This window comes from Selenomonadales bacterium, assembly GCA_018335585.1.
Taxonomy (GTDB): Bacteria; Bacillota; UBA994; order UBA994; family UBA994; genus UBA994.
Genome location: JAGXRZ010000041.1, coordinates 66,087 through 89,108 on the forward strand (window position 1 = coordinate 66,087; position 23,022 = coordinate 89,108).

20 protein-coding genes are annotated in these 23,022 nt (G+C 54.9%); 10 read left to right on the forward strand and 10 right to left on the reverse strand.

Annotated elements, in window-relative coordinates; all coding sequences use genetic code 11:
- Positions 1 to 19: 19 nt before the first annotated feature.
- The 3 genes from KGZ66_07600 to KGZ66_07610 are packed head-to-tail and all read right to left on the reverse strand — an operon-like array spanning position 20 to position 3,742.
- A complete protein-coding gene (locus KGZ66_07600) occupies positions 20 to 1,015 on the reverse strand; it encodes an ATP-grasp domain-containing protein (GenBank protein ID MBS3985454.1) in 996 nt (331 codons plus the stop codon).
- Positions 1,012 to 2,595 (reverse strand): hypothetical protein, encoded by a 1,584-nt coding sequence (locus KGZ66_07605; GenBank protein ID MBS3985455.1) that lies wholly within the window; start codon positions 2,593 to 2,595, stop codon positions 1,012 to 1,014. The genes KGZ66_07600 and KGZ66_07605 overlap by 4 nt, the downstream gene beginning before the upstream one ends.
- Positions 2,588 to 3,742: an NAD/NADP octopine/nopaline dehydrogenase family protein gene (locus KGZ66_07610; protein MBS3985456.1), complete on the reverse strand. Its 1,155-nt coding sequence runs from the start codon at positions 3,740 to 3,742 to the stop codon at positions 2,588 to 2,590. Before KGZ66_07610 ends, KGZ66_07605 begins: the two co-directional genes overlap by 8 nt.
- Before the next feature lie 208 nt (positions 3,743 to 3,950).
- Between KGZ66_07610 and trxA the strand changes: the two genes are divergently transcribed.
- From trxA to lpdA, 8 genes are all read left to right on the forward strand, one after another.
- Positions 3,951 to 4,274 (forward strand): thioredoxin, encoded by a 324-nt coding sequence (gene trxA, locus KGZ66_07615; protein MBS3985457.1) that lies wholly within the window; start codon positions 3,951 to 3,953, stop codon positions 4,272 to 4,274.
- Between the two features lie 25 nt (positions 4,275 to 4,299).
- Entirely contained in the window at positions 4,300 to 5,754 is a 1,455-nt protein-coding gene (locus KGZ66_07620; protein MBS3985458.1) for a 4Fe-4S binding protein, read from the forward strand.
- 181 nt (positions 5,755 to 5,935) lie between these two features.
- Entirely contained in the window at positions 5,936 to 6,931 is a 996-nt protein-coding gene (locus KGZ66_07625; GenBank protein MBS3985459.1) for a lipoate--protein ligase, read from the forward strand.
- A gap of 20 nt (positions 6,932 to 6,951) precedes the next feature.
- A complete protein-coding gene (gene gcvT / locus KGZ66_07630) occupies positions 6,952 to 8,082 on the forward strand; it encodes a glycine cleavage system aminomethyltransferase GcvT (GenBank protein ID MBS3985460.1) in 1,131 nt (376 codons plus the stop codon).
- A complete protein-coding gene (gene gcvH / locus KGZ66_07635; protein MBS3985461.1) occupies positions 8,079 to 8,453 on the forward strand; it encodes a glycine cleavage system protein GcvH in 375 nt (124 codons plus the stop codon). The genes gcvT and gcvH overlap by 4 nt, the downstream gene beginning before the upstream one ends.
- Positions 8,454 to 8,465: 12 nt before the next feature.
- Positions 8,466 to 9,803: an aminomethyl-transferring glycine dehydrogenase subunit GcvPA gene (gcvPA, locus tag KGZ66_07640; protein ID MBS3985462.1), complete on the forward strand. Its 1,338-nt coding sequence runs from the start codon at positions 8,466 to 8,468 to the stop codon at positions 9,801 to 9,803.
- Entirely contained in the window at positions 9,804 to 11,252 is a 1,449-nt protein-coding gene (gcvPB, locus tag KGZ66_07645; protein MBS3985463.1) for an aminomethyl-transferring glycine dehydrogenase subunit GcvPB, read from the forward strand.
- 41 nt (positions 11,253 to 11,293) lie between these two features.
- The gene (gene lpdA, locus KGZ66_07650) at positions 11,294 to 12,703 is read left to right on the forward strand and encodes a dihydrolipoyl dehydrogenase (protein ID MBS3985464.1); all 1,410 of its coding nucleotides are present in this window, start codon (positions 11,294 to 11,296) and stop codon (positions 12,701 to 12,703) included.
- Here the strand turns inward: lpdA and KGZ66_07655 are convergent.
- The 6 genes from KGZ66_07655 to KGZ66_07680 all read right to left on the reverse strand — a co-directional run bounded on the left by KGZ66_07655 (position 12,673) and on the right by KGZ66_07680 (position 20,538).
- Entirely contained in the window at positions 12,673 to 17,484 is a 4,812-nt protein-coding gene (locus KGZ66_07655; GenBank protein MBS3985465.1) for a RecQ family ATP-dependent DNA helicase, read from the reverse strand. The two genes, lpdA and KGZ66_07655, sit on opposite strands and share 31 nt — an antisense overlap.
- Positions 17,481 to 18,470, reverse strand: coding sequence for a phosphotransferase (locus tag KGZ66_07660; protein ID MBS3985466.1), 990 nt, complete (start codon positions 18,468 to 18,470; stop codon positions 17,481 to 17,483). The genes KGZ66_07655 and KGZ66_07660 overlap by 4 nt, the downstream gene beginning before the upstream one ends.
- A gap of 65 nt (positions 18,471 to 18,535) precedes the next feature.
- Positions 18,536 to 18,916: an arsenate reductase ArsC gene (locus KGZ66_07665; GenBank protein MBS3985467.1), complete on the reverse strand. Its 381-nt coding sequence runs from the start codon at positions 18,914 to 18,916 to the stop codon at positions 18,536 to 18,538.
- 6 nt (positions 18,917 to 18,922) lie between these two features.
- Positions 18,923 to 19,204, reverse strand: a complete 282-nt coding sequence (locus KGZ66_07670) for a 4Fe-4S binding protein (protein ID MBS3985468.1) — start codon at positions 19,202 to 19,204, stop codon at positions 18,923 to 18,925.
- A 9-nt stretch (positions 19,205 to 19,213) separates the two neighbouring features.
- Entirely contained in the window at positions 19,214 to 20,203 is a 990-nt protein-coding gene (locus KGZ66_07675; protein MBS3985469.1) for an acetyl-CoA synthase subunit gamma, read from the reverse strand.
- Positions 20,204 to 20,217: 14 nt separating this feature from the next.
- Entirely contained in the window at positions 20,218 to 20,538 is a 321-nt protein-coding gene (locus KGZ66_07680; GenBank protein ID MBS3985470.1) for a winged helix-turn-helix transcriptional regulator, read from the reverse strand.
- A 123-nt stretch (positions 20,539 to 20,661) separates the two neighbouring features.
- Here KGZ66_07680 and KGZ66_07685 point away from each other — a divergent pair, with 123 nt between their 5' ends.
- Both KGZ66_07685 and KGZ66_07690 read left to right on the forward strand, forming a co-directional pair.
- Positions 20,662 to 20,808: a hypothetical protein gene (locus KGZ66_07685; GenBank protein ID MBS3985471.1), complete on the forward strand. Its 147-nt coding sequence runs from the start codon at positions 20,662 to 20,664 to the stop codon at positions 20,806 to 20,808.
- A gap of 2 nt (positions 20,809 to 20,810) precedes the next feature.
- Positions 20,811 to 21,803: a hypothetical protein gene (locus KGZ66_07690; GenBank protein ID MBS3985472.1), complete on the forward strand. Its 993-nt coding sequence runs from the start codon at positions 20,811 to 20,813 to the stop codon at positions 21,801 to 21,803.
- A 7-nt stretch (positions 21,804 to 21,810) separates the two neighbouring features.
- Here KGZ66_07690 and KGZ66_07695 read toward each other — a convergent pair whose 3' ends face one another.
- Positions 21,811 to 22,986 carry a hypothetical protein gene (locus KGZ66_07695; protein MBS3985473.1) on the reverse strand — a complete coding sequence of 392 codons (1,176 nt, stop codon included), beginning with the start codon at positions 22,984 to 22,986 and terminating at the stop codon, positions 21,811 to 21,813.
- Positions 22,987 to 23,022: the final 36 nt, after the last annotated feature.

The following is a 23,022-nucleotide window of genomic DNA, read 5'->3' on the forward strand; positions in this document are numbered from 1 at the left end:
CCCTATTTAGACGCCAGTTTTATGCAAGTGTTCCCGGGGAAACAGATGTCGCGCTCCTCCGTCCCTCGCCCGCGTACCCCAGCAATCTCCCCACCAAATCTACATAGCTAATGCCGGCGGCCAAGGCAGCCTTGGGAAAGTCGCTATACCCAGGTTCAAGCCCGGGCAGGGTGTTTACGTCGATGACGTACGGCGTGCCGTCGCTGCTGACGCGAACATCAATGCGGGCGTAATCACGGCAACCCAAAGCGCGAAACGCTCCGAGCACGACCTGTTCTATGCGAAGAAGCAGTGCCGCGTCAATGTCTGCAGGACACTTAGTGGTAACGGCGTCGGCAGACTTTACACCGTGACTATAGAAGCCTTGTTTGTGCTCAAACAGAATTTCTATCGGCGGCAGAATCCGCGGTTCTTCGCGCCCCAGCACGCCAACCGTAAACTCGCTACCCACGACAAACTCCTCAACTAGTGCAGGCTGCTTAAAAGTGCTAATTACCCAGCGTATAACTTCGCGCACCTCGCGCTCCGAGTTTACTACGCTCTTCTGAGATATCCCAATGCTTGAGCCCTCGTGCTCCGGCTTGACGATTACCGGGTAGCAAAGCGAGGCCGGTAACGCAACATCAGCATTTGCCGCGACTGCGAAACCTGGCGTAGGCGTACCTGCGTGTAGGAGCACGATTTTCGTAAGTGGCTTATACAGGGCCAGCACATGTGCGGCTTGCCCGCTCCCGGTGAACGGAATTTTAGATAGCTCTAACATCCCTGCCACTTGCGGCTGGCTAGACTTGTCGTGGATGCCGGTACAATTGTTAAATACCACGTCCGGCGCGAGGCGCTTTAGCCTACTTAGTAGCTCTGTGTCGCCTGGCACTAGGTGAGCTTCGTGGCCAAGTTGTGAGATGGCGTCTATTAGGGCCGCGTTGGTCTTACTGAGCTGCTCGGCTCCGTGGTGGTTGTCGGTGCGGGCGCCCACTTCTTCTACCGTATAGACTACCGCGACGCGAAGCCTCACACGGGCACCTCCTCTGCCACACACGCTCCGTTCACTAGCTTTGTCTTAACTGCGCCCTTTGCGTAGCGGTTGCCTTTAAGGTGCGGCGCATCCAGTAACCCGACCGCAATTGCCCGGGCAATAACCGCAGGGTCGGTCAAAGCATGGTCTCCGTCCCCAAGGGCGGCTATCGCTTGGAGAAGCCTTGCGGCTTGTTCTAGTAGTTCTTTGCGGCGCAGGCCTACGCGCGGGTCAAGCGCGGCATCCGGTGAAAGCTGCAGCCGGCTGCGTATCACGCCATGGGCGATTTGGCAACTCTCAATCACAACTTGCGGGGATGCCGCAAACTGCGCTTCTGAGTACCCGACGACATGCACGATATGCGGCTGCAAATTAAGGGCGAGGGCAATTGACGAAGCGAGCTGCCCTTTGGCGAGATTCATGTTTGTGCTAAGGCTCATGAGGCCCGTGCGCACTTGGCGCAGCGAAGTGAAGTTGTTGTCGTGCAGCGACTCAATGAGGTCGCGCTTAGCCAGCATTTTGGCAATGTCGTTAATGTACGACGTGCCAAGCGGCGTATTGAACATGTATTGCGCGACATAAGTCTTTACACCTTGCTGCTTGGCGTTTAAGGCGGCTAAGTAAGCAGCTACTACGGCCACTACATCGGGTGCCTCGCGCAAACTCCAGTGGTGTGCCTCGTTAACCTCAACCGGAATGCCTCGCTCCGCATGCCAAGCCATGACGGCGAGGTTCTCGGGGATAGACTCTGCCGGGGTGCGGTTAGAGCGCCCGTCAAGTACGTTATACCAACAAAGCGGCACTGCCGCCCACGCGTTATTAATCGTATCCCTGCTCATCTCGGCCCACTTTAACAGGTCCCGCGTGCCTGAATAGCACCGCATGAGCGGGTAGTTGCCTGTGCGCGACGCGGCATAGAGCTCCCGCAGGTGCTCCGGCGAGCGAACGGGCACGCCTCCTGCACCGTGCTGCAGCGGGTCCATTTCGTGTGGGCGGAAGAAAGACACTTGGGCGTTTTGGTCCGGCCCGAGCGAAATGACGTCGAGCACTTTGGCCTCGGCGATAGCGCTTACGCCTGTAATTGTATCTTGAAGGCTGGGCAGACCAAAGTGATGGCGCAGCAGCGGGTAGGGGGCAAGTGCTTGCACTCGGCCGATAAGCGTCTGCGGCGGGATGTCGCCACTGCTATCCTTTGCGTTTTCTCCCCGCAGGAAGGCGAGCACCTCCACCGGGCCGTCGTCGCCGCTGAAAATGTGTGCGAATAGCCCTGCCTCCTTGGCCACTTTGGCCACGGCAGGCGTTCCCCCGAAAACCAGCTCGAGGTTTGCCAGGGGACTCCGCACTAAAGCGTCCTGCAGTTGGGCAAACAGCGCCCCCGCAGTTTCCGGCGAAAGCCGATAGCTTACCGCAAGCATGTCGGCGTTCTTATCTGCAGCTAACTGAACTAGGTCGGCGATAGTTACCGCCGGACCCAGGAACTCGGTATAATGCCCTAGCTCCTCGGCGAGACGCAAAAAGGAGATAACGCCCGCCACATGCACGCAACTGCCGATAGCTGCGCCTACGATGCGTCTAGGCATCCGGCTTCCCCTCCAGTACGAGCTTACGAATTTGCTTCACAGATAGACCCGTCAACCCCATTGTTTCTACTGTCCTACCTTCCGCCCAGTAGTCTTGGTCGTGAATGACGCTAGCTACGTTAATCATGTTGTCGATCATGGGCGTGGGCACGTCAAGCTGGTGTCCGAGCGAAGCAATGGGAACAAGACTCATCGGTACATCCTCTGTAATGTATCGCATGTAAGTGTTTGGCGGGGCCTTAATCCCTTGGTAGCCTACGTTAGCATGCATGGCCTCGTACAGTGTCCGGCCGGCAGCATTGTAGGCGATGTAAAGCCACTCGCGTGCGCTCATGGCGCGAATGCCTAGCGCCGCCGCGACCGCAATTCTCTCGTTGTCCATCGCTTCTAACACGCGGGTCACCGAGGGGGTTGCGCCATCGACATAAAACTCAAACTCGCCGTGCGTGGACTCAATGCGCCCGGCGTTTAACAGGGTGAGCCCGGGGTGAAAAATTGCTCCGATATTGTCTAGGCTCGTTTTTAGCACATTGTCGCCCGGCACAAACTGCGGGAAGAGGATGTTTAGCTTCTTAATGACCTCTGGCGTTCTGTAGCTAGGGATAGCGGCGACCGGTATAACGTTTTTGACACCGAAAACGTGCACCTTGGCGGGGTTAAGCATGCGACAGGCATAAATGAGCGTGGAGGCTTCGGAAACTACAACGTCCGCCGCGCATCCGTGCTGGCGAATGAGGTTGAAAAACTCGAGCGCACCGCCCGTACGCCCCGGGTGAAGCACTACCATCTGACCGTCGCGTAGATACGGCGCTGCGACTTCGGCCATGTACGCATGGCCATTCGCTGGCACTACTACCATGATTAACTCTACATCGCGAATAGCTTCTTCGATATCGGTCGTAATTAGGGCAAGCTTTCCGACGCCCTCTATCTGCCCGGTCAGCTCGATGCTCTGTGTAAGTCTTATGGGTTCTATTCTGTCGGCACTGCGGTTATACAGAGATACATCGCACCCCATCAGCCCGAGGTGCGCAGCCATGGTTTGACCTCCATGGCCGGCGCCAAGCACCGCGACACGCGGCAGATTGTGTTTTACTTGCCGTGGACGCAACCTTGACACGCGCCTAGTCTCGCCTTGGTAAAGCATTTGCATCCCTCCTTGTAAAAGAGTTCTCTAGAGTGGCGTAGATTTCCTGCGAAAACTGCAAACGGCCACGCGACTGTGTGACAAAGTCACATTCACAGTGCCCACAACACTTTATACTACTCAGGTATTGACAATCGAAACATACATGACTTAAAGTATACATATCATATACCCTAGGGGGTATATTTAGTGAAAGAGGTTTTGAAAAATGCTAACTGTCACATCGCAAAATTTTGGTCAAGAGGTACTCTCAGCCAAGGGCGTCACGCTCGTAGACTTTTGGGCGCCGTGGTGCATGCCCTGCCGCATTCTTGGTCCCATACTTGACAAAATCGACAAAGACTACGCACATCGCGCTAAAGTCGCCAAAATGAACGTAGACGAAAACCAGGCCATTTCCGCTCAATACGGCATTATGGCCATCCCCACAATGATCGTGTTTAAAGACGGCAAAGAAGTAAAGCGCGTATCCGGAGTATTGCCGGAGAAGAACATCAGGACCATGCTTGACGAGGTCTTAGCATCCACGTAGACAAATTATATTACGGAGGGCTGTCATGAGAAATTTCTACATTAAAGCTAACCGCGCCTTCACCTCGGTCAGGAAGTACGCTTGGATCTTTACCTTAACAGTAGCGTTTGGCGGTCTCTGGTATCCTAGGCTTGGCCTCTTAGTTTTTGGTGTAATCTTCTCTCTCACTGCCATCTCCTTGTTTAAAGGGCGGTACTGGTGCGGCAATTACTGCGCCCATGGCAGCCTGTTCGACCAGATTCTACTGCCATTTAGCCGCAATCGCGAAATTCCTAAGTTTCTTAAGTCAACCTTCACCCAAGTGGCGGTCCTCACTTGGTTTATGTACAACTTAACTAGCCGCTTCATTCGCGTCGCGGGACTCTGGGGCGAGCTGCAATTCCTAGACCGCCTCGGGTTTGTCTTTGTGATGAGCTATTTAATGGTTACACTCGCCGGCGGCACCCTCGGCCTTATCTTTGCCCCGCGCAGCTGGTGCCAGTTCTGTCCCATGGGGACGATGCAGGTGCTTATGTACAAACTCGGCAAACTCTTAGGATGGACAAAGAAACACGACCGCCTGATTACAATTGAAGCCATTGAGAAGTGCCACAAGTGCGGCAAGTGCGCCCGCGTATGTCCGATGCAACTTGTCCCTTATACTGAGTTTAAGGACCAAGCGCAATTCGCGCACGAAGCTTGCATCAGGTGCGTAACATGTGTCGAGCATTGCCCGGCTAAAATCCTTTCGCTGAAGACTTATGCGGAGGCTAAAGCCGCAGCTAAAAAGGTTGACCTGGCCGGTTATACTGACCGACGCAAGATTAGGGCAAAAATCACCGAAATGGCCGACCTCGCCCCGGATACACGCGAGTTTACTATGAAATTTGTTGAACCAGCCAAGGTTTCGTATCACCCCGGGCAGTACTTTCTCGTGAAGATCCAAAACACCCCGGAGGCGTTTAGAGCCTACTCCATCTCGGGGTTAGGTGGGGAAACGTCAGTGCGCATGACGGTAAAGTGGCTCCGCGACGGCTACGGCACGGGCATAATCTTTGATACATTTGCTGTCGGCACCGAAGTTACCTTGGAAGGGCCGATGGGGCACGAGCTCGTCATTGACCCCTCTGCTAAGAAAGTGGTGTTAGTCGCAGGCGGCATTGGCATAACGCCTTTTGTACCCATCCTGCAAGACCTAGCGGCTAAGGGCGTAGAAACAACCCTAGTTTACGGGGCTAACACGGAGAATGACTTTATCTATGACGCAGTGTTAAGCAACTTGGCGTCCGAGTCACCTCGCATCAACTACATTAGAGTTGCGGCCAAGCCAGGCGCAGGCTTTACCGGGCAAACCGGACTCGTCACAGATGCGCTCCGCGGACTTAAACTACAAGGGGTTAAAGTTTACATGTGCGGGCCTAAAGGCATGGTGAATGCGAGCACTAAGCTGCTTAAGGAGCTCGGAGTCCCTGCTGAGGCTATTTTTGCGGAGAGTGCTTAGTCGGAAATTTTGCACAAGTGCTTGCAGTTGAACCTCAAAGATGATAAATTTAATCAAGTTGAATATCTGACTTGGTAAAGATACCGCGAGACTCGTACGAGCAGGCGTGTTATCTACGGGGGTGGCATGCCTATTGCCACCCCCGTTCAATTTGTGAACCTAAGCGCAAGGAGGCCACTTAATGCCCATAACAAACACGCGCATCGTCCTAGCTACAGGGTATGACCCTTGGGCGAACTTAGCGGCGGAAGAGTTTTTACTCCACCGGCTTAGCGCTAGCGAAGCGACGCTCTACCTGTGGCAGAATCAGCACACGGTGGTAGTCGGGAGGCACCAAAATGCCTGGCGCGAATGCCAGGTAGAAAAGCTACAGGCTGAGGGCGGCAAACTAGCACGGCGACTTTCTGGCGGCGGTGCGGTCTACCATGACCTGGGGAACCTCAACTTCACTTTTATACTGCCGAGGGAAGATTACGACCTGCAGAGACAGTTAAAGGTGATTTTAAACGCCGCCCGCGCAGTAGGTGTGCAGGCGGAGTTTAGCGGTCGCAACGACATCCTAGCCGCGGGTCGCAAGTTCTCGGGCAACGCCTTTTACCACGGCAAGCACGCATCCTATCATCATGGCACCATCCTCGTCGATGTAGATATGGGGAAGCTGGGCACATATCTTAGTGTGCCTGCCGCAAAGATGACCACGAAAGGCGTCTCCTCCGTACAGTCCCGCGTCATCAACTTGCGTGAGCTCGTCCCCACCCTAACTATCGAGACGATGAAAGCCGCTTTAAGCCATGCCTTTACAGAGGAATACGGAGTGAGTATCGAGCAACACTGCCTAGAAGAGTTTATGGGCACAGCAGAGTACAACGCCTTATACGAAAAGTACAGCAGCTGGGAGTTTAGGCTTGGCAAGAGCCCCCAGTTTGACATCAGTTACGAGACCCGTTTCCCCTGGGGCGGGATCGAAATCGGTCTCACAGTAAGCGGCGGAGTAGTGGGGGAAGCTAAGGTTTACTCCGACACGATGGAAGCTTGGTTGATTGAGCCCATGGCCGAGTCCTTAGCAGGCTGTATTTATTCGCGTGCTGCCTTGGCGGCACGACTAGAAGCCTTGTCTGGCCAGTACAATTCTCCCCTTATCTCTGATGTAGCGCTATGGCTACAAAGCGAGGCCTAACCAAGCGAAAGGAGAATCCCATGCAGCACACACCTCTCTACCGCCAGCATGTCGCGCTCGGAGGTCAAATCGTTGACTTCGCCGGCTGGGCTCTGCCCGTGCAGTACACAGGTATTCTTAGCGAGCACGAAGCCGTTAGAAGCGCCCTAGGCCTCTTTGACGTCTCCCATATGGGCGAAATAACTATTAAGGGGGGTAGCGCCGAAGACTTCGTGCAGAAATTAGTGACAGGAGACGTCGCCAAACTGAAGGACCGACAGGTTCTCTACTCGCTGATGTGCTACGAAGACGGTGGTGTCGTCGACGACCTCCTGGTCTACAAGCAAAACGTCGAGGAGTTCTTGCTCGTAGTCAACGCCGCTAACACCGACAAAGACTTTGCCTGGGTAACAAGCATGGCCCCCTCTGGGGTCGAAGTTAAGAACGAGTCCGCCACTACGGCCCAACTGGCATTACAGGGACCACACGCAGAGACGGTCTTACAGTCGCTGACCGACTTTTCTCTTGCTGACCTGGCCTACTTTCATTTTGAACCGCGCCTTGTAGTTGCCGGAAGGCCTGCGCTTGTCTCCCGCACGGGTTACACCGGCGAAGACGGATTTGAGCTCTACCTCGCTAATGAAGATGCACCCACAGTGTGGGACGCCCTGCTTTTAGCCGGAGCACCTTTTGGCATTGTACCTGTAGGACTAGGGGCAAGAGACACTCTGCGCTTTGAAGCCTGCCTACCCCTCTATGGGCATGAAATCGCGAAAGACATTACGCCACTCGAAGCAAATCTTGCCCCGTTCGTCAAACTCAAGAAAGAGGCGGACTTTGTCGGCAAAAGGGCCCTCGCGGCGCAAAAAAAGGCCATTCCCCCGCGCGAGCTTATCGGTGTGGCAATGGTTGAGCGCGGTATTCCCCGCGCCGGCTGCGAAGTGTCAGTTGCAAACAGCCCGATAGGGCACATCACCTCGGGCACATTTTCCCCCACCCGCAAAGAGAACCTAGGCCTAGCCCTAGTGACTCGCGGCGCAGTCGGCTTAGGGGACGAGGTTTCGGTTGTAGTGCGGGGTAAGCCACTGCGGGCGCAGCGCATACCGCTCCCGTTTTACGCAAAAAAGCATAAGAAGGCCAACCCAAATGTAGAGGAGGAAGTTAAGCCATGAACATTCCCCAAGCACTGCTTTACTCTAAGGAACACGAGTGGGTTAAAGTCGAGGGCGATACCGCCCACATCGGCATTACCGACTATGCCCAACAGGCCCTCGGCGACATAGTCTTCGTAGAATTGCCTAATGTGGGTGACGCCTTACGCGCCGGCGGCACTTTTGGCGTCGTAGAATCGGTGAAGGCCGCCTCTGACCTGTTTAGCCCGGTTTCCGGCACCGTCACGGCAGTTAACGAGGCACTGTTTGACAACCCGGGGTTGCTAAACAGTGACCCCTATGGCAGCTGGATGCTTGCCGTCAAACTCTCCGACGCGTCAGAACTGGCAGCACTCCTTGATGCTAACTCTTACCAAAGAATTTTGGATTAAGGGGGAGAGAAGATGCACCGCTACATACCAAACACAGCAGAACAACAACAGGCCATGTTGGCTACGCTCGGCATGCAAAGCACCGAGGACCTCTTTCGCGAGATTCCCGAGCAAGTTCGCTTAAGACGCGCTCTCGACCTACCCCCTAGCCACTCCGAACTTGAGCTCCTAGCACACCTTAGCGCACTAGCACAAAAAAACCTCGGCGCGACTGACTACACCTGTTTTCTCGGTGCCGGCGCATACGACCACTACACGCCTAGCATCGTCAATCACCTGCTCTTGCGCCAAGAGTTTTTCACCGCCTACACACCATACCAACCGGAAATAAGCCAAGGCACTCTGCAGGCTATTTTTGAGTTCCAGACCATGATCTGCGAGCTGACAGGCCTAGATGTCGCCAATGCCTCCGTCTACGACGGAGCCACCGCTCTCGCTGAGGCTGCGATTATGGCCGGCAATGCCACGCGCAGGTCAGAAATAGTTGTCTCCGGTACCGTTCACCCTGAACACCGCGCGGTACTACAAACCTACGGGCAGACTCGTGACATGGAGATTCGCGTAGTGCCGCATAAAAACGGCGTTACGGACATGGAGGCCTTAAAGGCTGCTACTAGCCCGCAGACCGCGGCAGTGCTCCTGCAGAGTCCTAACTTCTTTGGTGTCATCGAAGACCTTGCCGGGGCGGCAAGTATCGCCCACGGTGAGGGGGCACTCATGGTGGCTTCGGTAGACCCCATCTCGCTCGCGCTCCTTAAATCCCCTGCTGAAATGGGCGTAGACATCGCGGTTGGCGACGGGCAACCCCTTGGCGTACCACTTTCTTTTGGCGGCCCTTATGTCGGCTTTATGGCTACAACACAGAAGCTGTTGCGCAATATGCCCGGGCGCATCGTTGGTATAACGAACGACAGCGACGGGCAGCGGGCCTATGTGCTGACCATGCAGACGCGCGAGCAACACATCCGCCGCGAAAAGGCGACCTCAAATATTTGCACTAACAATGCCCTCGTCGCCCTCGCCACGACCATCTATCTGGGGGCCATGGGCAAGGAAGGCCTGCGCGAAGTCGCGTCGCAGTGCGTCAGCAAATCGCGTTACGCCTATGAAGCCCTACTTAAGTCCGGTCAGTTTGAGGAGGCCTTTGATGCGCCCTTCTTCCGCGAATTTGTCGTAAAGTCTAAGCGCCCCGTAGGCGAGCTTAACGACGCATTGCTTACACACGGGATCCTCGGCGGATACGACCTCGGGCAGGACTACCCCGAACTCGCGAACCATTGGCTAGTTGCCGTCACAGAGAAGCGCACGAAAGAAGAAATCGACAACCTCGTAAAAAAGGCGGTGGAATAGATGCGCAAAGAAACCAAACTCATTTTTGAGAAAAGCGTCCCCGGCAGGCGCGGGTACCAGCTGCCATCCCAGGACACCCCCGCAATTGAGTTGTCCGCGGTTCTGCCCAAAGACTCCCTGCGTACCGAGCCTCCCAAGTTGCCGGAGTTAAGCGAAGTCGACGTCATCCGCCACTTCACACAGCTCTCGCAGCGCAATTACGGGGTTGATGCCGGCTTCTACCCGCTTGGCTCGTGCACCATGAAGTACAATCCAAAAATCAACGAAGACGTCTCACGGCTTAAGGGCTTTACAAACTCCCATCCCTACCAACCGCAGTCGCTTTCCCAGGGCAGTCTCGAACTGCTCTACCGCCTAGATGGGTTGCTTTCAGAAATTACAGGGATGGCGCGCATGTCCCTCATTCCGGCGGCTGGTGCACACGGGGAACTAGCCGGCATTATGGCTATTAAGGCCTACCATCGGCACCACGGCCAGGACCAACGCACGAAAATTCTCGTCTCGGACTCCGCCCACGGCACTAACCCCGCCACTGCTGCCGCAGCTGGCTATGAGACCGTGGAGGTTAAGTCAAACGAGGAAGGCGGAGTAGACTTAGCGGAGCTAACGCGCCTTATGGGTGACGATGTTGCCGGCCTAATGCTCACTAATCCCAACACGCTTGGCTTGTTCGAGAAAGACATTGTCGAGATTGCTAAAATTGTACATGCCGGCGGCGGTCTACTTTACTACGATGGGGCCAACGCTAATGCCATTACAGGAATTACCCGCCCCGGCGACATGGGCTTTGATGTAGTACACCTCAACCTACACAAGACCTTCTCCACGCCGCACGGCGGAGGCGGGCCTGGGGCCGGGCCAATCGGAGTCAAAGAGCGTCTCGTGCCTTTCTTGCCTTGTCCGACGGTAGAGTGGGACGGCATAAAATACTACCTTGATTACGACCGCCCCTTGTCGATTGGGCGAATCAAGAACTTTTACGGCCACTTCCTGGTATTAGTGAGGGCCTACGCCTACATTCTCTCCATGGGCCCCGAGGGTCTACGGCAGGTCGCTGAGACTGCGGTGTTAAACGCCAACTACATGCTAAATAAGCTCAAAGAGCGCTACGATGTCGCCTACGACCGCATTTGCATGCACGAGTTTGTCTTGTCCGGGCAAAGGCAAAAAGCCCAGGGCTGCTCTACCCTGGACATCGCTAAACGCTTGCTGGACTATGGTTTTCATCCCCCGACCGTGTATTTCCCCTTAATCGTTAAGGAGGCTATCATGATCGAGCCGGTGGAATCAGAGGCGGTAGAGACTTTAGATTCCTTTATCGAGGCCATGCTAAAGATTGCCGACGAAGTTGAACAGAACCCGTCACTAGTCAAGAGCGCGCCACAGACTACTGTGGTCGGCCGCCTAGACGAGGTTAAAGCCGTACGGCAGCCTAAGCTCAGATACTAACACTCGACAGCAAGCAATGCAAAGCGCAAGGAGGATGCCGTTTGCAGCGTAACATCGTCATAATTGGCGGTGGTCCGGGCGGCTATGTGGCGGCCATACGTGCCGCCCAGCTCGGAGCACAAGTCACGCTTATTGAAAAAGACCGCCTCGGCGGCACATGCCTTAACTGGGGCTGTATCCCCACCAAGGCCCTGTACCAGAACGCCCAAGTAATTCACGCGCTCACTCGCAGTGCCGAGTTTGGCGTCGTACACAGCGGCTTCACCATCGACATGGCCAAAGTACAAGAACGCAAGGAGCGCGTGGTCAACGCCCTGCGCGATGGCATTGCCAAATTACTTCACTCCCATCAGGTAGAGCACATTGTCGGGGAGGCAAGTTTTGCTGCGACGCACGAGTTAATCGTGCGTCCCCCCGAGGGTGAACCATACAGAATAGAGGCGGAGCACATCATTATTGCCACAGGTTCTATGCCGCAAAGCCCTCCCATTAAGGGGAGCCTTCTCCCCGGGGTAGTAAACAGCAATGAACTACAGGGCGTGCGCGAAATACCAAAGAGCCTCGTGGTCATTGGGGGCGGCGTCATCGGAATGGAGTTTGCCGGCATATTTAACTCCTTTGGCACCGCGGTTACGGTAGTGGAGTTTATGCCGCGCATTCTTCACCAAGTTGACAAAGACATCGTCAGCCGCCTTTCCATGGCTTTGCGTAGGGCAGGCGTAGGAGTACAAGCAGATGTACGAGTGCAGGCCATAAACCAAACAGACGATGGTCAACTGGAAGTTGTGGCCGAAGGCCAAGGGAACACCCATGTGTTTACTGCCAAAAAGGTGCTGCTCGCTACAGGGCGCAGTATTAACGTTGAAGGGCTAAACCTTGCCGCTATCGGTGTGGAGTACGACAGGCGCGGCATTAAGGTCGACAAGCATTTTGCGACCACTGTCCCGGGCGTATACGCTATCGGGGATGTCATTGGCGGGCACATGCTAGCGCATGTAGCTTCGGAGGAAGGGAAAGCCTGCGTGGAGGGCATCTTAGGCCTGCCCGGCCACGTCAACTACGACTGCGTGCCGGCAGTAGTCTTTACTTCTCCAGAGATTGCCACCGTGGGCCTTACCGAGGCCGAGGCGGAGCAGAGGGGCATCCCTGTCTCAGTGAGCAAGTTTATGCTTGGCGCAAACTCTAAGGCCGTTGCTATGGGCGAAGAAATGGGCCTCGTCAAAGTCATCGCCCACGACCAAAGCAAAGAGGTGCTCGGGGTGCATGTGCTAGGCTCCCACGCCAGCACGCTTATTCACGAGGCCGCGCTAGCCGTCGAGCACAAACTCACCGTCAACGACATCGCCCGCACCATCCACGCCCACCCCACCATTTCCGAAGCCTTCCTTGAGGCCGTCCTCGGGGTAGAGGACAGGGCTATTCACACGGCGCCGAGGGTGCGGAGGGGGTAAAGATAAAGCACCGGCAGCACAATCCGCACTTCTTCCGGCGTGTCCTTGTTGCCCCACCACACTACGAAGTTAACACTTGCGCGTGTTGGAACGAAGCCCCTTTGTGCGTACTGCGCCAGGAGGGCTTCGCATTTTTTTGAGACGCGAAACACGAGTCTGTCGCCCGTGTAGCCACAGTAGTTTTGATAGCACAGCTCATCGCCGCTTTGGAGCGTCTGTATAACGTCTTGCCGTCCGGCAAATGCGCCGAGTTGCACATCCTCGTGCGAGAGGGGGATAACTAGCTCGGTAGGCTCGGGATAGGCGTTGCGGTCTGCGGTCTCTACAACTTCGGCCGGCCTAATTTTGCTTAGGTAATTCCCATTATAGCGGATAGTCAGGTTCGCCTTGGCCCGCGTAATCGCGACATAGATTGAACGCTTATCGTCTTCACTTGGCGGTGCGTCGTTGTCCAAAAGCAGAAAGACGTTGTCAAACTCCTTTCCTTTGGCTTTGTGAATAGTAGAGACGACGATTGCCTCGCTTGGGTCGCCCGTAAAATCCTCGAGCTTTGACTCTTGCACAAAGGTCTCGAGATCTGAGATATATTTCTTCTCGGGTGTCTGCGACTCAAACTGTGCAATTAGCCGCTGGCACGTCTCAAGCATGGCGCTTCTTTGATACGCGGTTTCGAGCGCCTGCTTGGCCTGCTCCCAAGTGTCGGCTTCAACGAGGGGCGATTGGCTGTCCGCTTTAATACGGGCCAGGAAAAAGCGCATTTCGTCGAGGGTGTGTAGCCCAAACCAGTCGTTAGTTTGAATAAGCCGGGTGCGGAACCCTTGCTGTCGTAGCATGCCGACCACTTGCCAGGCTTCTCTATTTGTCCTCACTAGGGCGCAGGTGGTTCCCTTAAGCTCGGCAGTAGCGATGTCGTCGACAAAGGGCACAAGCATATTTGAGCTTAGCTGTCGCACGACCTTGACGGAGCCTAATTCTTTGGTTTGCGGTTCAATTGGATTAGACTTTAGCCGCTCTCTCATCTGCGCGGCGAAGGCATTCGCGTAGCTCACGAGATTGGCCTTGCTGCGATAGTTTGTCAGCAGTTCGTACTTAGTCGCCGCGTGGTCCGTGATGAACCTCGCCATAAACTCTGCGCTTGAGCCACGAAACTGAAAGATGTTTTGATCGTCGTCCCCCACTATAATAACTCGCAGGCCCTCGTTCTGCGCCATCAACGCTTTGACTAGCTCGTAAATCGACGCATCCATATCCTGCGCTTCGTCAATGACGAGAACAGCTTTAGCGATGCGATTCGCCTCAACATTCCCGTCCCGTATACGCTGTACGGTGAGGTCAATAACTTCGGCAGACTGCGTAAGGCTACCCATCCTGCCTAGCAAGTCAAAGCAGTAGGAGTGGAAGGTCTTTATCTCGACGTGTCGGGCCGGGCTACCGATAAGCGCCAGCAAGCGCTGCTTAAACTCGGTGACTGCGGCGCGAGAAAAGGTAAGCATAAGGAGTTGCTCATATTTTACGTCTTCCATTAGGATCAGCGAGGCGAGCTTGTGTACCAGCAGCTTGGTTTTGCCGCTGCCCGGGCCTGCTAAGACGCAGATGTGTTGGCTATCTTTGTCGTTAATGATACCTAACTGGCGCGTTGAGAGCTCCCCAAACAACTGGGTAAACTTGGCGGGCGTAAGGCTCCGGGCGAGCTCGTGCTTACGGCCACTAAAGTGCTTTTCAAGAAACCGGTCGTAGTTAAGTGAAAAATAGTCGTCGACAAAACTTAGTGCCTGCTGATAATCCTGCAGCATTTTGCGGGCGTACTCCCCCATAATGTGAATCTGCTGCATGCGCGCTTGGTAGTACTCCGTAAAACGGGTATGGTCGAGCGTCGTGTACCGCTTGCGGCTACCTTCGTGTAGCCTCTCAATGGTCATCGGGTTGTACCGGACGAGAAAGCCGCCGTCTACCTTTATGGCGTCGATTCGGGACAAGAACAGGAGAGCGTCTTCGATGTCCCTCGTTGTGACAGCCTCCTTAAACAAGAAGCTGTTTGCCTGGTAAGCAAGGACGAGTTCCCCGATTGAAAATTCTACGAAAACGTCTTCCTTCAGCGGCTTGCCGTTAGCAGTACGCTCTGCTTCACGGTATAAATGCTCAAGGATTATAGCCGCCGTAGCTTTGCGCTTTTCGATTCGGGCCAAGAACTCGTCCTTAGGTAGCACACTGTAGATATGGACGATGTGCCTGGCGAATTCGGCAGTTGCACATTCCACCAACCTGCTCAACTTCCAGAAGTTTAGAATCGTACGGATGTTGCGTGGGTTCACGCCTTCGTAGCCCTGGTCTTCTAACCTGCTATTTTGTTGCTTAAGATTCAAGAGGACTTCTTCTTCCTCCACCTCGATGGCTAATGCAGCTTCCATAGAGGAAAAACGCTTGAGGATTTCTAGCGATTGCTTGCCTTGGTCGCCTACTTTTATGTAAGCCGTGAGATCTTTCGTGTCGGCAAGCAAGCCTTCCTCGCGCAGGCGATTAACTATGGTTATAACGCGCTCGTTAGCTAGACCTAGGCGGTCAGCTAAAACGTCAACTTCGGAGGCTGGAGAATCTTCCCCACCGGCGCGGAGGCGGCTACGACTTGCGATCATGCTCTTAATAATCCGGATGGCATCCTGTCGTTCGGCGGCGTCAAACTTGCTTGACTGGTTAATTCTCTCGATAGCCTCATGCGCCGTACGCGCCATAATGCTGGTCGCAAATACGCGTGCCGAGTTTTGCCCGCGTTTAACGTACTTACTTTGCTCAAGTGCGGAAATGGCTGCGCGCACCCGCGTTTCGAGCCCATGCATTTCCTCGTCCCAGCCCGCTAGACGGGCTATTTCAAGCGCACTCTGCGACGCTTTTTTGCGCGTGCGAGTGAGATTTTGGATAGCCTTCCACACCTGCTGTATTTCTTTGACGTGCAACTTGCTTTGATTTAAGCGGGTGAAGTGGCTGTTTAAATCCTCTTCACGATAGAGAACGTAGCAATCTGCCTTAATCTGCTCGTCCCGCCCGGCCCGCCCTGCCTCCTGCACGTAGTTTTCGAGCGAATCGGGAATGTCGTAGTGAATGACTTGACCTACGTCCTTCTTGTCTACGCCCATGCCAAAGGCCGAGGTCGCCACTATGATTGACACCGCGTCTGCAACAAACGCATCTTGATTTGCAGACTTAACCTTTGCGTCTAGTTGCCCGTGGTAGGGGAGTGCGGGAAAGCCGTCGGATGTGAGCCTGTCTGCGAGGTCCTCGGCCCGCTTAGTCTCCGCAACATATACGATGGTCGGGCAGCCCCTTTGCACTAGGCGGCGGAGCTCGCGGTACTTCTCTTCCGTTTCGGCCTTCTCGGCTACATGGTAGCGCAAGTTTTCACGCGCAACGTCGGCCCGAAAGACTTCGAGGGTGAGCCCGAGCTTGTCCTTAAAATACTGCCGGATGTCGTCGATAACACGCTGTTTGGCTGTAGCGGTAAAGCACGAGACGGGAATAGCGTCCGTAGCATTCTTATCTGTCTGCAGTTTCTTTATAAACTCGCCTATGTAGAGGTAATCAACCCGAAAGTCTTGCCCCCAAGTGGAGAAGCAGTGGGCTTCGTCAATCACAAAGCGCACAACATTGCGCCCGAGCAACAAGCGCTCGACGCTGCGGGAGCGCAAGGACTCAGGTGAAATGTAGAGCAGCGAGGCCGAGCCGTCCTGAACACGCTCAAAGGACTTTGCCCTCTCAATCGGGTCAAGCAGACCATTGATGGCAACAGCGTCCATAATGCCGATGCGCTCTAAGTTGTCTACCTGGTCTTTCATGAGGGCCTGCAGGGGTGAGATGACGACAGTCAGGCCTTGCGCCGCCTCGCCGCTCATCAGCGCAGGCACTTGGAATGTAACCGATTTGCCGCCGCCGGTTGGGAAGACAGCCAGGAGAGACTTGTTCGCAAGAGCGGCCCGTGCTGCTTGCTCCTGCAGCGGTTGCCCGCCAAAAGTGCGAAAGCCGTCAAAGCCAAAGTAGCGCTTGAGGCCGAGGCGCACGTCAAGCTTTTGTGCACAATATGGACAGGTTGTTAGGCAAGGGGTGTTGCGCAACACGTGCAGAACCCGTTGTGTCGCGGGATACTGCTTTAGAACCCAGGGAGGTGTAATCGAGTAGCGATCCCTGACACTGATTATAGCCAAGGCATAGGCGAGCGGAATGGCGTGTGCGGCTGCGAGGTCGTCTAGCGGCGCATTGGCGCAGATTTCACCACTGAACGCCTCACGGATAAGCGCGGCGACTGAAGTCACAGCAGCTCTGTAGTCTATAAAACGAAAGAAAGCGCCAAATTCTTTGGTCAGCCCGAGCAGGCCAAAGAAAATGCGCTTAGTCGCATCGTCTAGTTTATGGAAGGCGGCTATTTCTTCGTATAGCAGCTCCTTAGCTTGAATAGCGTCGGCTAAGGGGTTGTTAAGCTCATCGACTTGGAGTTTCTCGTCCTTTACTAAGGCATGGTACGGCTGCTTGGGGAAAAGCAGTGGAGAGAGAAGCAGAGTGTCAATGGTGTTCCAGCGCAGCGCAGGCAGGTCTTTAAGCGCTTCCTGCATGTACTTTAGGTCGTGGGCGAGGATGTTGTGGCCGCAAATGTACTCGTGCCCCGGCAAAAAGGCGGCCAAGTCGCGCAAGGACTTGGTGTGTAGAACGCTACCCCTGTCGTTTGTCGCCCCAATATCGAGGACCGTCTCTTGCGTGGCATGCACCTCTAGGTCTACAAAAGCAATTGGTTTCATAAGCGCACACCGGTAAGGCCAAGCCACTGATTATGCAGGGCGTGCAAACGATGTTGCTGAAGGTGCATGTGCTCTGCCGCCTCTGCCCGCATGCCGAGAAATTCGGGGCTGTGCTGTAGCGAGATGGTTATAGAGAGGATGCGCCGCAGGTAGGCGAAGGCGAGGAAGAAATCAAAGTCGTCAACTGGGTGCCCGGCAAGCTCGGCGTACAGCGCGATAAACTTAGGCGCGAAGTCACCGAGAAAGAGCGTGCTCCAAGCGAGGTCGAACCGGCAATCGGTTACACCCGCGCCGCACCAGTCAAGGACAGACAGCTTGCCGTGTGAGTCGCACAAGATATTGCCTGCATGAAAATCCCAATGGGCGAGGGCCAGTCTGCTGCCCGTGACGCTTGATGCCCGTTGCCAGAGCCACGCCAGCGCCGGCTCCGCATAGGAAGCGCCGGCCGCTAAGCCAATCTGCAGAAAGCGCTGCAGCTCGCGATCGATGGCGCTCTCTACGGCGGGGAGGTCGCCAAGAGCGGTGAAGTTCTGCCAATCTAGGCTGTGCAGGCGGACGAACAACTTGCACATCTCGCCATACCGCGCCTCGCGCTCCGTCGGTGAATACTGCTCGAGGAGTTTGTCTAACCGGGCGCCCGCTACTCTTTCCATAATGACGAAAGGCTTCCCGAGATAACAGCTGTCGCACTCCAGCAGATACACATCTGGTGCAGGATAGCCTTCATTGTTGAGCTGGCGAAGGGCTTCAAACTCGCGCGTGTGCCTCTGGCCCAACAGCTCTAAGCCCGGCTCTTGATACAGCTTAAGTATCATGGGCCGGGTTTGCGCAGTGCCGTTATCTAAAAAGCTAAGGTCAAAGGCGAAGACGTCGCCCTCCCAGCCGCCCTCAATGCGCTCGATTGCCAGGACGGCTAGGTTGGTGAGGTAGGGTACTTTGATGCGCAAGTAGTGCCCTAGTGACTCGCTGATCGAAGTAAAAGGCATAAGGACCTCCTAGGACAGCGCCGTCTGCAACACCTAGTGAAGCAAAAAGCTCCGTCCCTTTTGCTTCAGGTCAGCATTTGCCTGACGTGGCGCTCGATTAGGTCGCGCACGTGGCGGAATTCTTCCGGCGACATGTGCTTTGGGTCGGGGATGCTCCAGTCTTCGCGCTGCTTTGCACGGACTAGCGGGCAGTCGTCACCGCAGCCCATGGTCGCCACAAAGTCGAACTCGATGTTCGGGATGTCGGCCAGTGACTTTGAAAAATGGGTGGTTAGGTCATACCCAAGTTCCTGCATGGCGGCGATGGCCTTAGGGTTAATAATGCCAGAAGGGCGCGAGCCTGCGCTGTACACTTCTACCCCGTTCCCGCCATGTATGCGCGTAAATGCTTCCGCCATCTGGCTACGGTTAGAATTTTCCACACAGACAAACAAAATCCTCTTCATTGGGACTCACTCTCCTCCGCAATCGCAACTCGGTTTGCCACCTGTAAGCCACCCCATAATCACCGCATAAGCACAGCCAACTCCCACAGCAACCGATATGGCATCCGCCGGACAGTTTTTAGCACAGGCGCCGCATTCCATGCACCCGTCTTTGTCAACTATCTCTGCCCTACGACCTATCAATCTGAAAACCCTGTGCGGACAAACTTCTGCGCACCTTCCGCACCCAGAGCATTTTTCGTCATCTAAGAAAAGTGTTGCGACGTTCGCTAAGTACCTGTGTTTCATAGGCGCCCCCTATCGAATTGTAAAGCTGTTGACCAATATCAGCAGAATACCGACAACCGCTGAAACAGCTATCAGCGGCACCGCTAGTTTCATCTCCTTAATGACGCCGGAGAATGACGTGTACGTCGACGAACCGGTAAAGTTCATGGCCAAAAAAGCGGACAGCGATGGTAGAAGCAACATGTAGCCGAGGGCGCGAACGGCGGAATCCGGAGCAGACCAGCCGTTTAGCCAAGCGCACCCGGCCGTCCATACAAGACCGAGCAACCATCCCTTCCAAGCAAATGCCCTGCCGGGAATAAAGGGAAGCAGCACCGGCGTAACAACAGCTCCTGTTACCACGGCGCCGATATACATGATTGCGTCTGGTAGCACAAAGGGCCGCACGGCAAAGAAGTTGACAAGAAGCGCCACAGCAAACACCAAGACGGAAACCTTGAGGGCAGGCAGCAGCTCTATTGGGGTGAGAACTAATCTATCCCACATCGTAAAATTGACTCTACGCATTCCGTCTGTAGCCTTAAGGCCAGCGCTAAGGAATGCCTTTATGTCACAGGCCCTGACAGGGCCGTATACTACGGCAAACCCCGTTCGTCTGGTCACCTCATGCGCACACACTCCCGGAGCGCCAAGCTGCGGCAGCACCAATGTCCTGTGCGCCACTATGTCCGCGAGCCCAGTGCTGGCGATGCGAGCAACCAATTCATCAGTGCCAAATGTCCCCTTCCCGGCGGCACACCAGACATTGACACCTTTGGTGTCTAGGATGAGCAGCCAACAACTCAATCCTACAAGCTCCCTCCGCAGGGAATCAAATGTCAACTTGTAGTTCGCGCTGACCAACACATTGGACGTGTGATCGGGCGTACCGACGGCGTATAGTCCCGGCGCAATCGTGTAACTCATCCGTCCTAGGCCCCAGCGCACTCGCCACGCGCCGATTACGTCGCTTGCGTGAAGGGCGGTCGAGACAATAGGAACACTGCATTGCTTGTTCAAGTCCATCCAACTCCTTACTCTTTACACTGACCTACAGTCTCCTCACAAACGCAACTTGCCTTATTCGAGGCGATGGCGCACAAGTATTCCTTGGCTAGGTTGATTGTTTTTATGTCGAGCGAGTAGTACATCCATTTGCCCTCTCTACGGCCTCTGACAAGACCTGAGCCGCACAACAACTTCATATGATGGGATAATGTAGATTGCGACATGGCAAATCGTCCTAAAATCATACAGGCGCATAGCTCACCGCAAGCGAGCATGTCCAAGATCATGGCTCGCTTGGGATCCCCTAGCGCCTTAAAAACCTTTACGTATTGCAGACTCTCTTCCACGTTGACCCCTCATATCTAAAAGCTTCGATATGACGATTCTACGCCTAAAATCGAAAGGTGTCAATGTGATAGTTCGCGAAATGCTGTATACTGCTAATAAGCACTACCGAAGGAGCAAACCCCATGGAAATCTCGCTATCCCGCCTAGAGCTGTTTAACATCATAGACGAGCAAAGTTCGAAGGCCTCATTTGGCGGCGACATTTCCACTAGGTTGCCCGGCGGGCTTGCTTACTTTACCTGGGATAATACGAAGGAGGAGCACAGTTAGTAATGATGACACGTCCAATTCTTGCACGGCTTATGCTGCTTCTGTTAGCTGCAACGTTGTTTGCTGCGCTGCTGCCAGTACCGGCGCAAACGAGCACAACGGAAACTGCTACGCCTAGGCGCGCCATGGGCGTAGTAGGCTTCTATGCGCTTGGCGATGCGAGGACGAGCAGCTGGACTAACTTGTTTGGCGTGCCGTTCCCGGCTACAGCTACCGGCAATACCGATGTCGTGAGCGAGCTTGCGCTTGGCTGGTATACAATAGACGCGCAAGGGAATTTGCTGACGCAGAGCCCGCGCACGGCTTGGCGCCGACCTGCGGGGTGGGAAACGGTGCTTATGACAGCACGAGAGTTTGGGCTGAGGATGGAAATGGTCGTCCACGAGACAAACCGCAGCGGGTTACTTACCGCTTTCCTTAGCGACGAAGCGGCGATGCTCCGCGCTGTTAACGCCATAGTGCAGGAGGCCGGCCATTTTGACGGTGTGAATCTAAACTTAGAAGAACTGGGTCTTTACGCTACAAGGGAAACCCAGCAGCAGATTCGTGCTAGCTTTACCCGGTTTGTTGCTTTGCTTGCCCCACCGCTGCGCGAGGCAGGAAAAACCCTGACGCTCACCATTCATCCGCCCAACAGCTCTTTTAGGGGCTACGATTACGCCGCCCTCGGCCAACTGGCCGACCGCATTATCGTTATGGCGCACGACTTTGGGCCTACCCCCGAGCCGCTACATAGGGTAGTGCAGGCAGTGGAAATGGCGCTAATCGATGTCCCGCGCGAGAGGCTTGTGTTGGCTATATCCGCCCCCAGCGAAACAGGAGACAGCATCCGCGAGAAAATAGAAGTAGCCGCCCGCTTTCGCCTACAAGGCGTCTCGCTGTGGCGGCTAGGTTTGGTGACAGCAGACATGTGGTTTCATCTTAGGGAGGCGCTTATTCTGCCGGATTTCGTCGGCCCGCACGAATTTCACCCCGACATATACAAGCCGGAGTAGCACACATTTAGCACGAAACGTCTGTCGCGGCCAACAAGTGAAATCCGGGTGACGCCCCTACCGCATCGCTGACCCTGCGGATAATCTCCTTTGTCTTTTCCAGTGGATATGGCGTGTCGTCCCAGCGGCAGAACTCCACCGTCTCGACGACGCCTTCGCGCTCAAAGTTGTTTTGACCGACAGGCACGATAACTACATCGCCGACATCGATGCGTAGATCCGTGGTGCGGTAGTGATAAAGTTTGCCGCCGTCTGCTAACAGAACACCGCAATACTTGACCTCGCCCTTTTTAAGGGCAAACCTAAACCCAGACAGCCCCACTACATCCCCAAAACCAAACGACTGAATGATAAGGCGCAGAACCTCTACGAACAGCGTAAACGGCTTCTCCGGGATATGACCGCGGTCGAATACACCCTGATGTCGGGCAGTTTTGCCGCACTCGTATTCTGCCTCCAACTCGTAAAGGTAAAATGCAGTGGTGGCTTCGCTAAGGTGCTGTAAATCTTGCCAACCCCCTGCTTCAAGGCACTCTGCCATGACATCTAGTGCCACCTCGCCAAATTTCGACACGCTGTCAAACTCATAGTTATGCATGGCGCAGGCCCCCGTAAGCGACCTGCTCTTAATGGCTAGCTGCTCTTCGGTCAGCACTAGCTCGCTTGTGTTGCCATGACCTAACGGCTGCAGACTGAGTCTCACCTGCTTTAAGATTGGCCGCGCGGGGGGATGCCTTCTTTCGTCGTCTAATTGTTTTAGTCGCATGAGCCACTTTGCTACATAGCCCTCGCTGATAAACATCTCTAATACGCCCGGGGCAAAGCGCTCCGCGCGATGGGCACCGAGAATCAAAGCGAGAACCGTCTGTTCATCAAGCGCGGCGACGTCGGCGGCCTTCATCGCCGCCTCGGTCCACTTTAAGCCGTGCCTTTCGAGAATGGCCTGGTAGTCATGTAGCTCGTAAGCGGGGTTTAGCTGGATGAAGGCATAGAACTCCTTATAGAAATCTTGCCAAGTGGCCTTTTCCTCGAGCGCAGCAATATACTGCGTGATCACATCGAACTTTCGGCTTGGCTTGCCGCGGCTCGACCGCTCGTCACGCAAGGTGGCAAGGAACTCTCTTGCTTGGTTGCTTCCGGCAAAAGCCGAGCTTGAAGAATCGTCGTCGGTCAAGTGACGCATGCAATCCCCCCTCTTTCGCGAAAAGTTCGACAGCTT

Excerpts from the sequence above, each read along its gene's own strand:
- KGZ66_07665 (MBS3985467.1), bottom strand. The coding sequence starts at position 18,916 with ATGAAGAGGATTTTGTTTGTCTGTGTGGAAAATTCTAACCGTAGCCAG.
- KGZ66_07695 (MBS3985473.1), bottom strand. The coding sequence starts at position 22,986 with ATGCGTCACTTGACCGACGACGATTCTTCAAGCTCGGCTTTTGCCGGA.
- KGZ66_07620 (MBS3985458.1), top strand. The coding sequence starts at position 4,300 with ATGAGAAATTTCTACATTAAAGCTAACCGCGCCTTCACCTCGGTCAGG.
- KGZ66_07685 (MBS3985471.1), top strand. The coding sequence starts at position 20,662 with ATGGAAATCTCGCTATCCCGCCTAGAGCTGTTTAACATCATAGACGAG.
- gcvH (MBS3985461.1), top strand. The coding sequence starts at position 8,079 with ATGAACATTCCCCAAGCACTGCTTTACTCTAAGGAACACGAGTGGGTT.
- KGZ66_07655 (MBS3985465.1), bottom strand. The coding sequence starts at position 17,484 with ATGAAACCAATTGCTTTTGTAGACCTAGAGGTGCATGCCACGCAAGAG.
- trxA (MBS3985457.1), top strand. The coding sequence starts at position 3,951 with ATGCTAACTGTCACATCGCAAAATTTTGGTCAAGAGGTACTCTCAGCC.
- gcvPB (MBS3985463.1), top strand. The coding sequence starts at position 9,804 with ATGCGCAAAGAAACCAAACTCATTTTTGAGAAAAGCGTCCCCGGCAGG.
- KGZ66_07605 (MBS3985455.1), bottom strand. The coding sequence starts at position 2,595 with ATGCCTAGACGCATCGTAGGCGCAGCTATCGGCAGTTGCGTGCATGTG.
- KGZ66_07690 (MBS3985472.1), top strand. The coding sequence starts at position 20,811 with ATGATGACACGTCCAATTCTTGCACGGCTTATGCTGCTTCTGTTAGCT.
- KGZ66_07610 (MBS3985456.1), bottom strand. The coding sequence starts at position 3,742 with ATGCTTTACCAAGGCGAGACTAGGCGCGTGTCAAGGTTGCGTCCACGG.
- KGZ66_07670 (MBS3985468.1), bottom strand. The coding sequence starts at position 19,204 with ATGAAACACAGGTACTTAGCGAACGTCGCAACACTTTTCTTAGATGAC.
- KGZ66_07625 (MBS3985459.1), top strand. The coding sequence starts at position 5,936 with ATGCCCATAACAAACACGCGCATCGTCCTAGCTACAGGGTATGACCCT.
- gcvT (MBS3985460.1), top strand. The coding sequence starts at position 6,952 with ATGCAGCACACACCTCTCTACCGCCAGCATGTCGCGCTCGGAGGTCAA.
- KGZ66_07660 (MBS3985466.1), bottom strand. The coding sequence starts at position 18,470 with ATGCCTTTTACTTCGATCAGCGAGTCACTAGGGCACTACTTGCGCATC.
- gcvPA (MBS3985462.1), top strand. The coding sequence starts at position 8,466 with ATGCACCGCTACATACCAAACACAGCAGAACAACAACAGGCCATGTTG.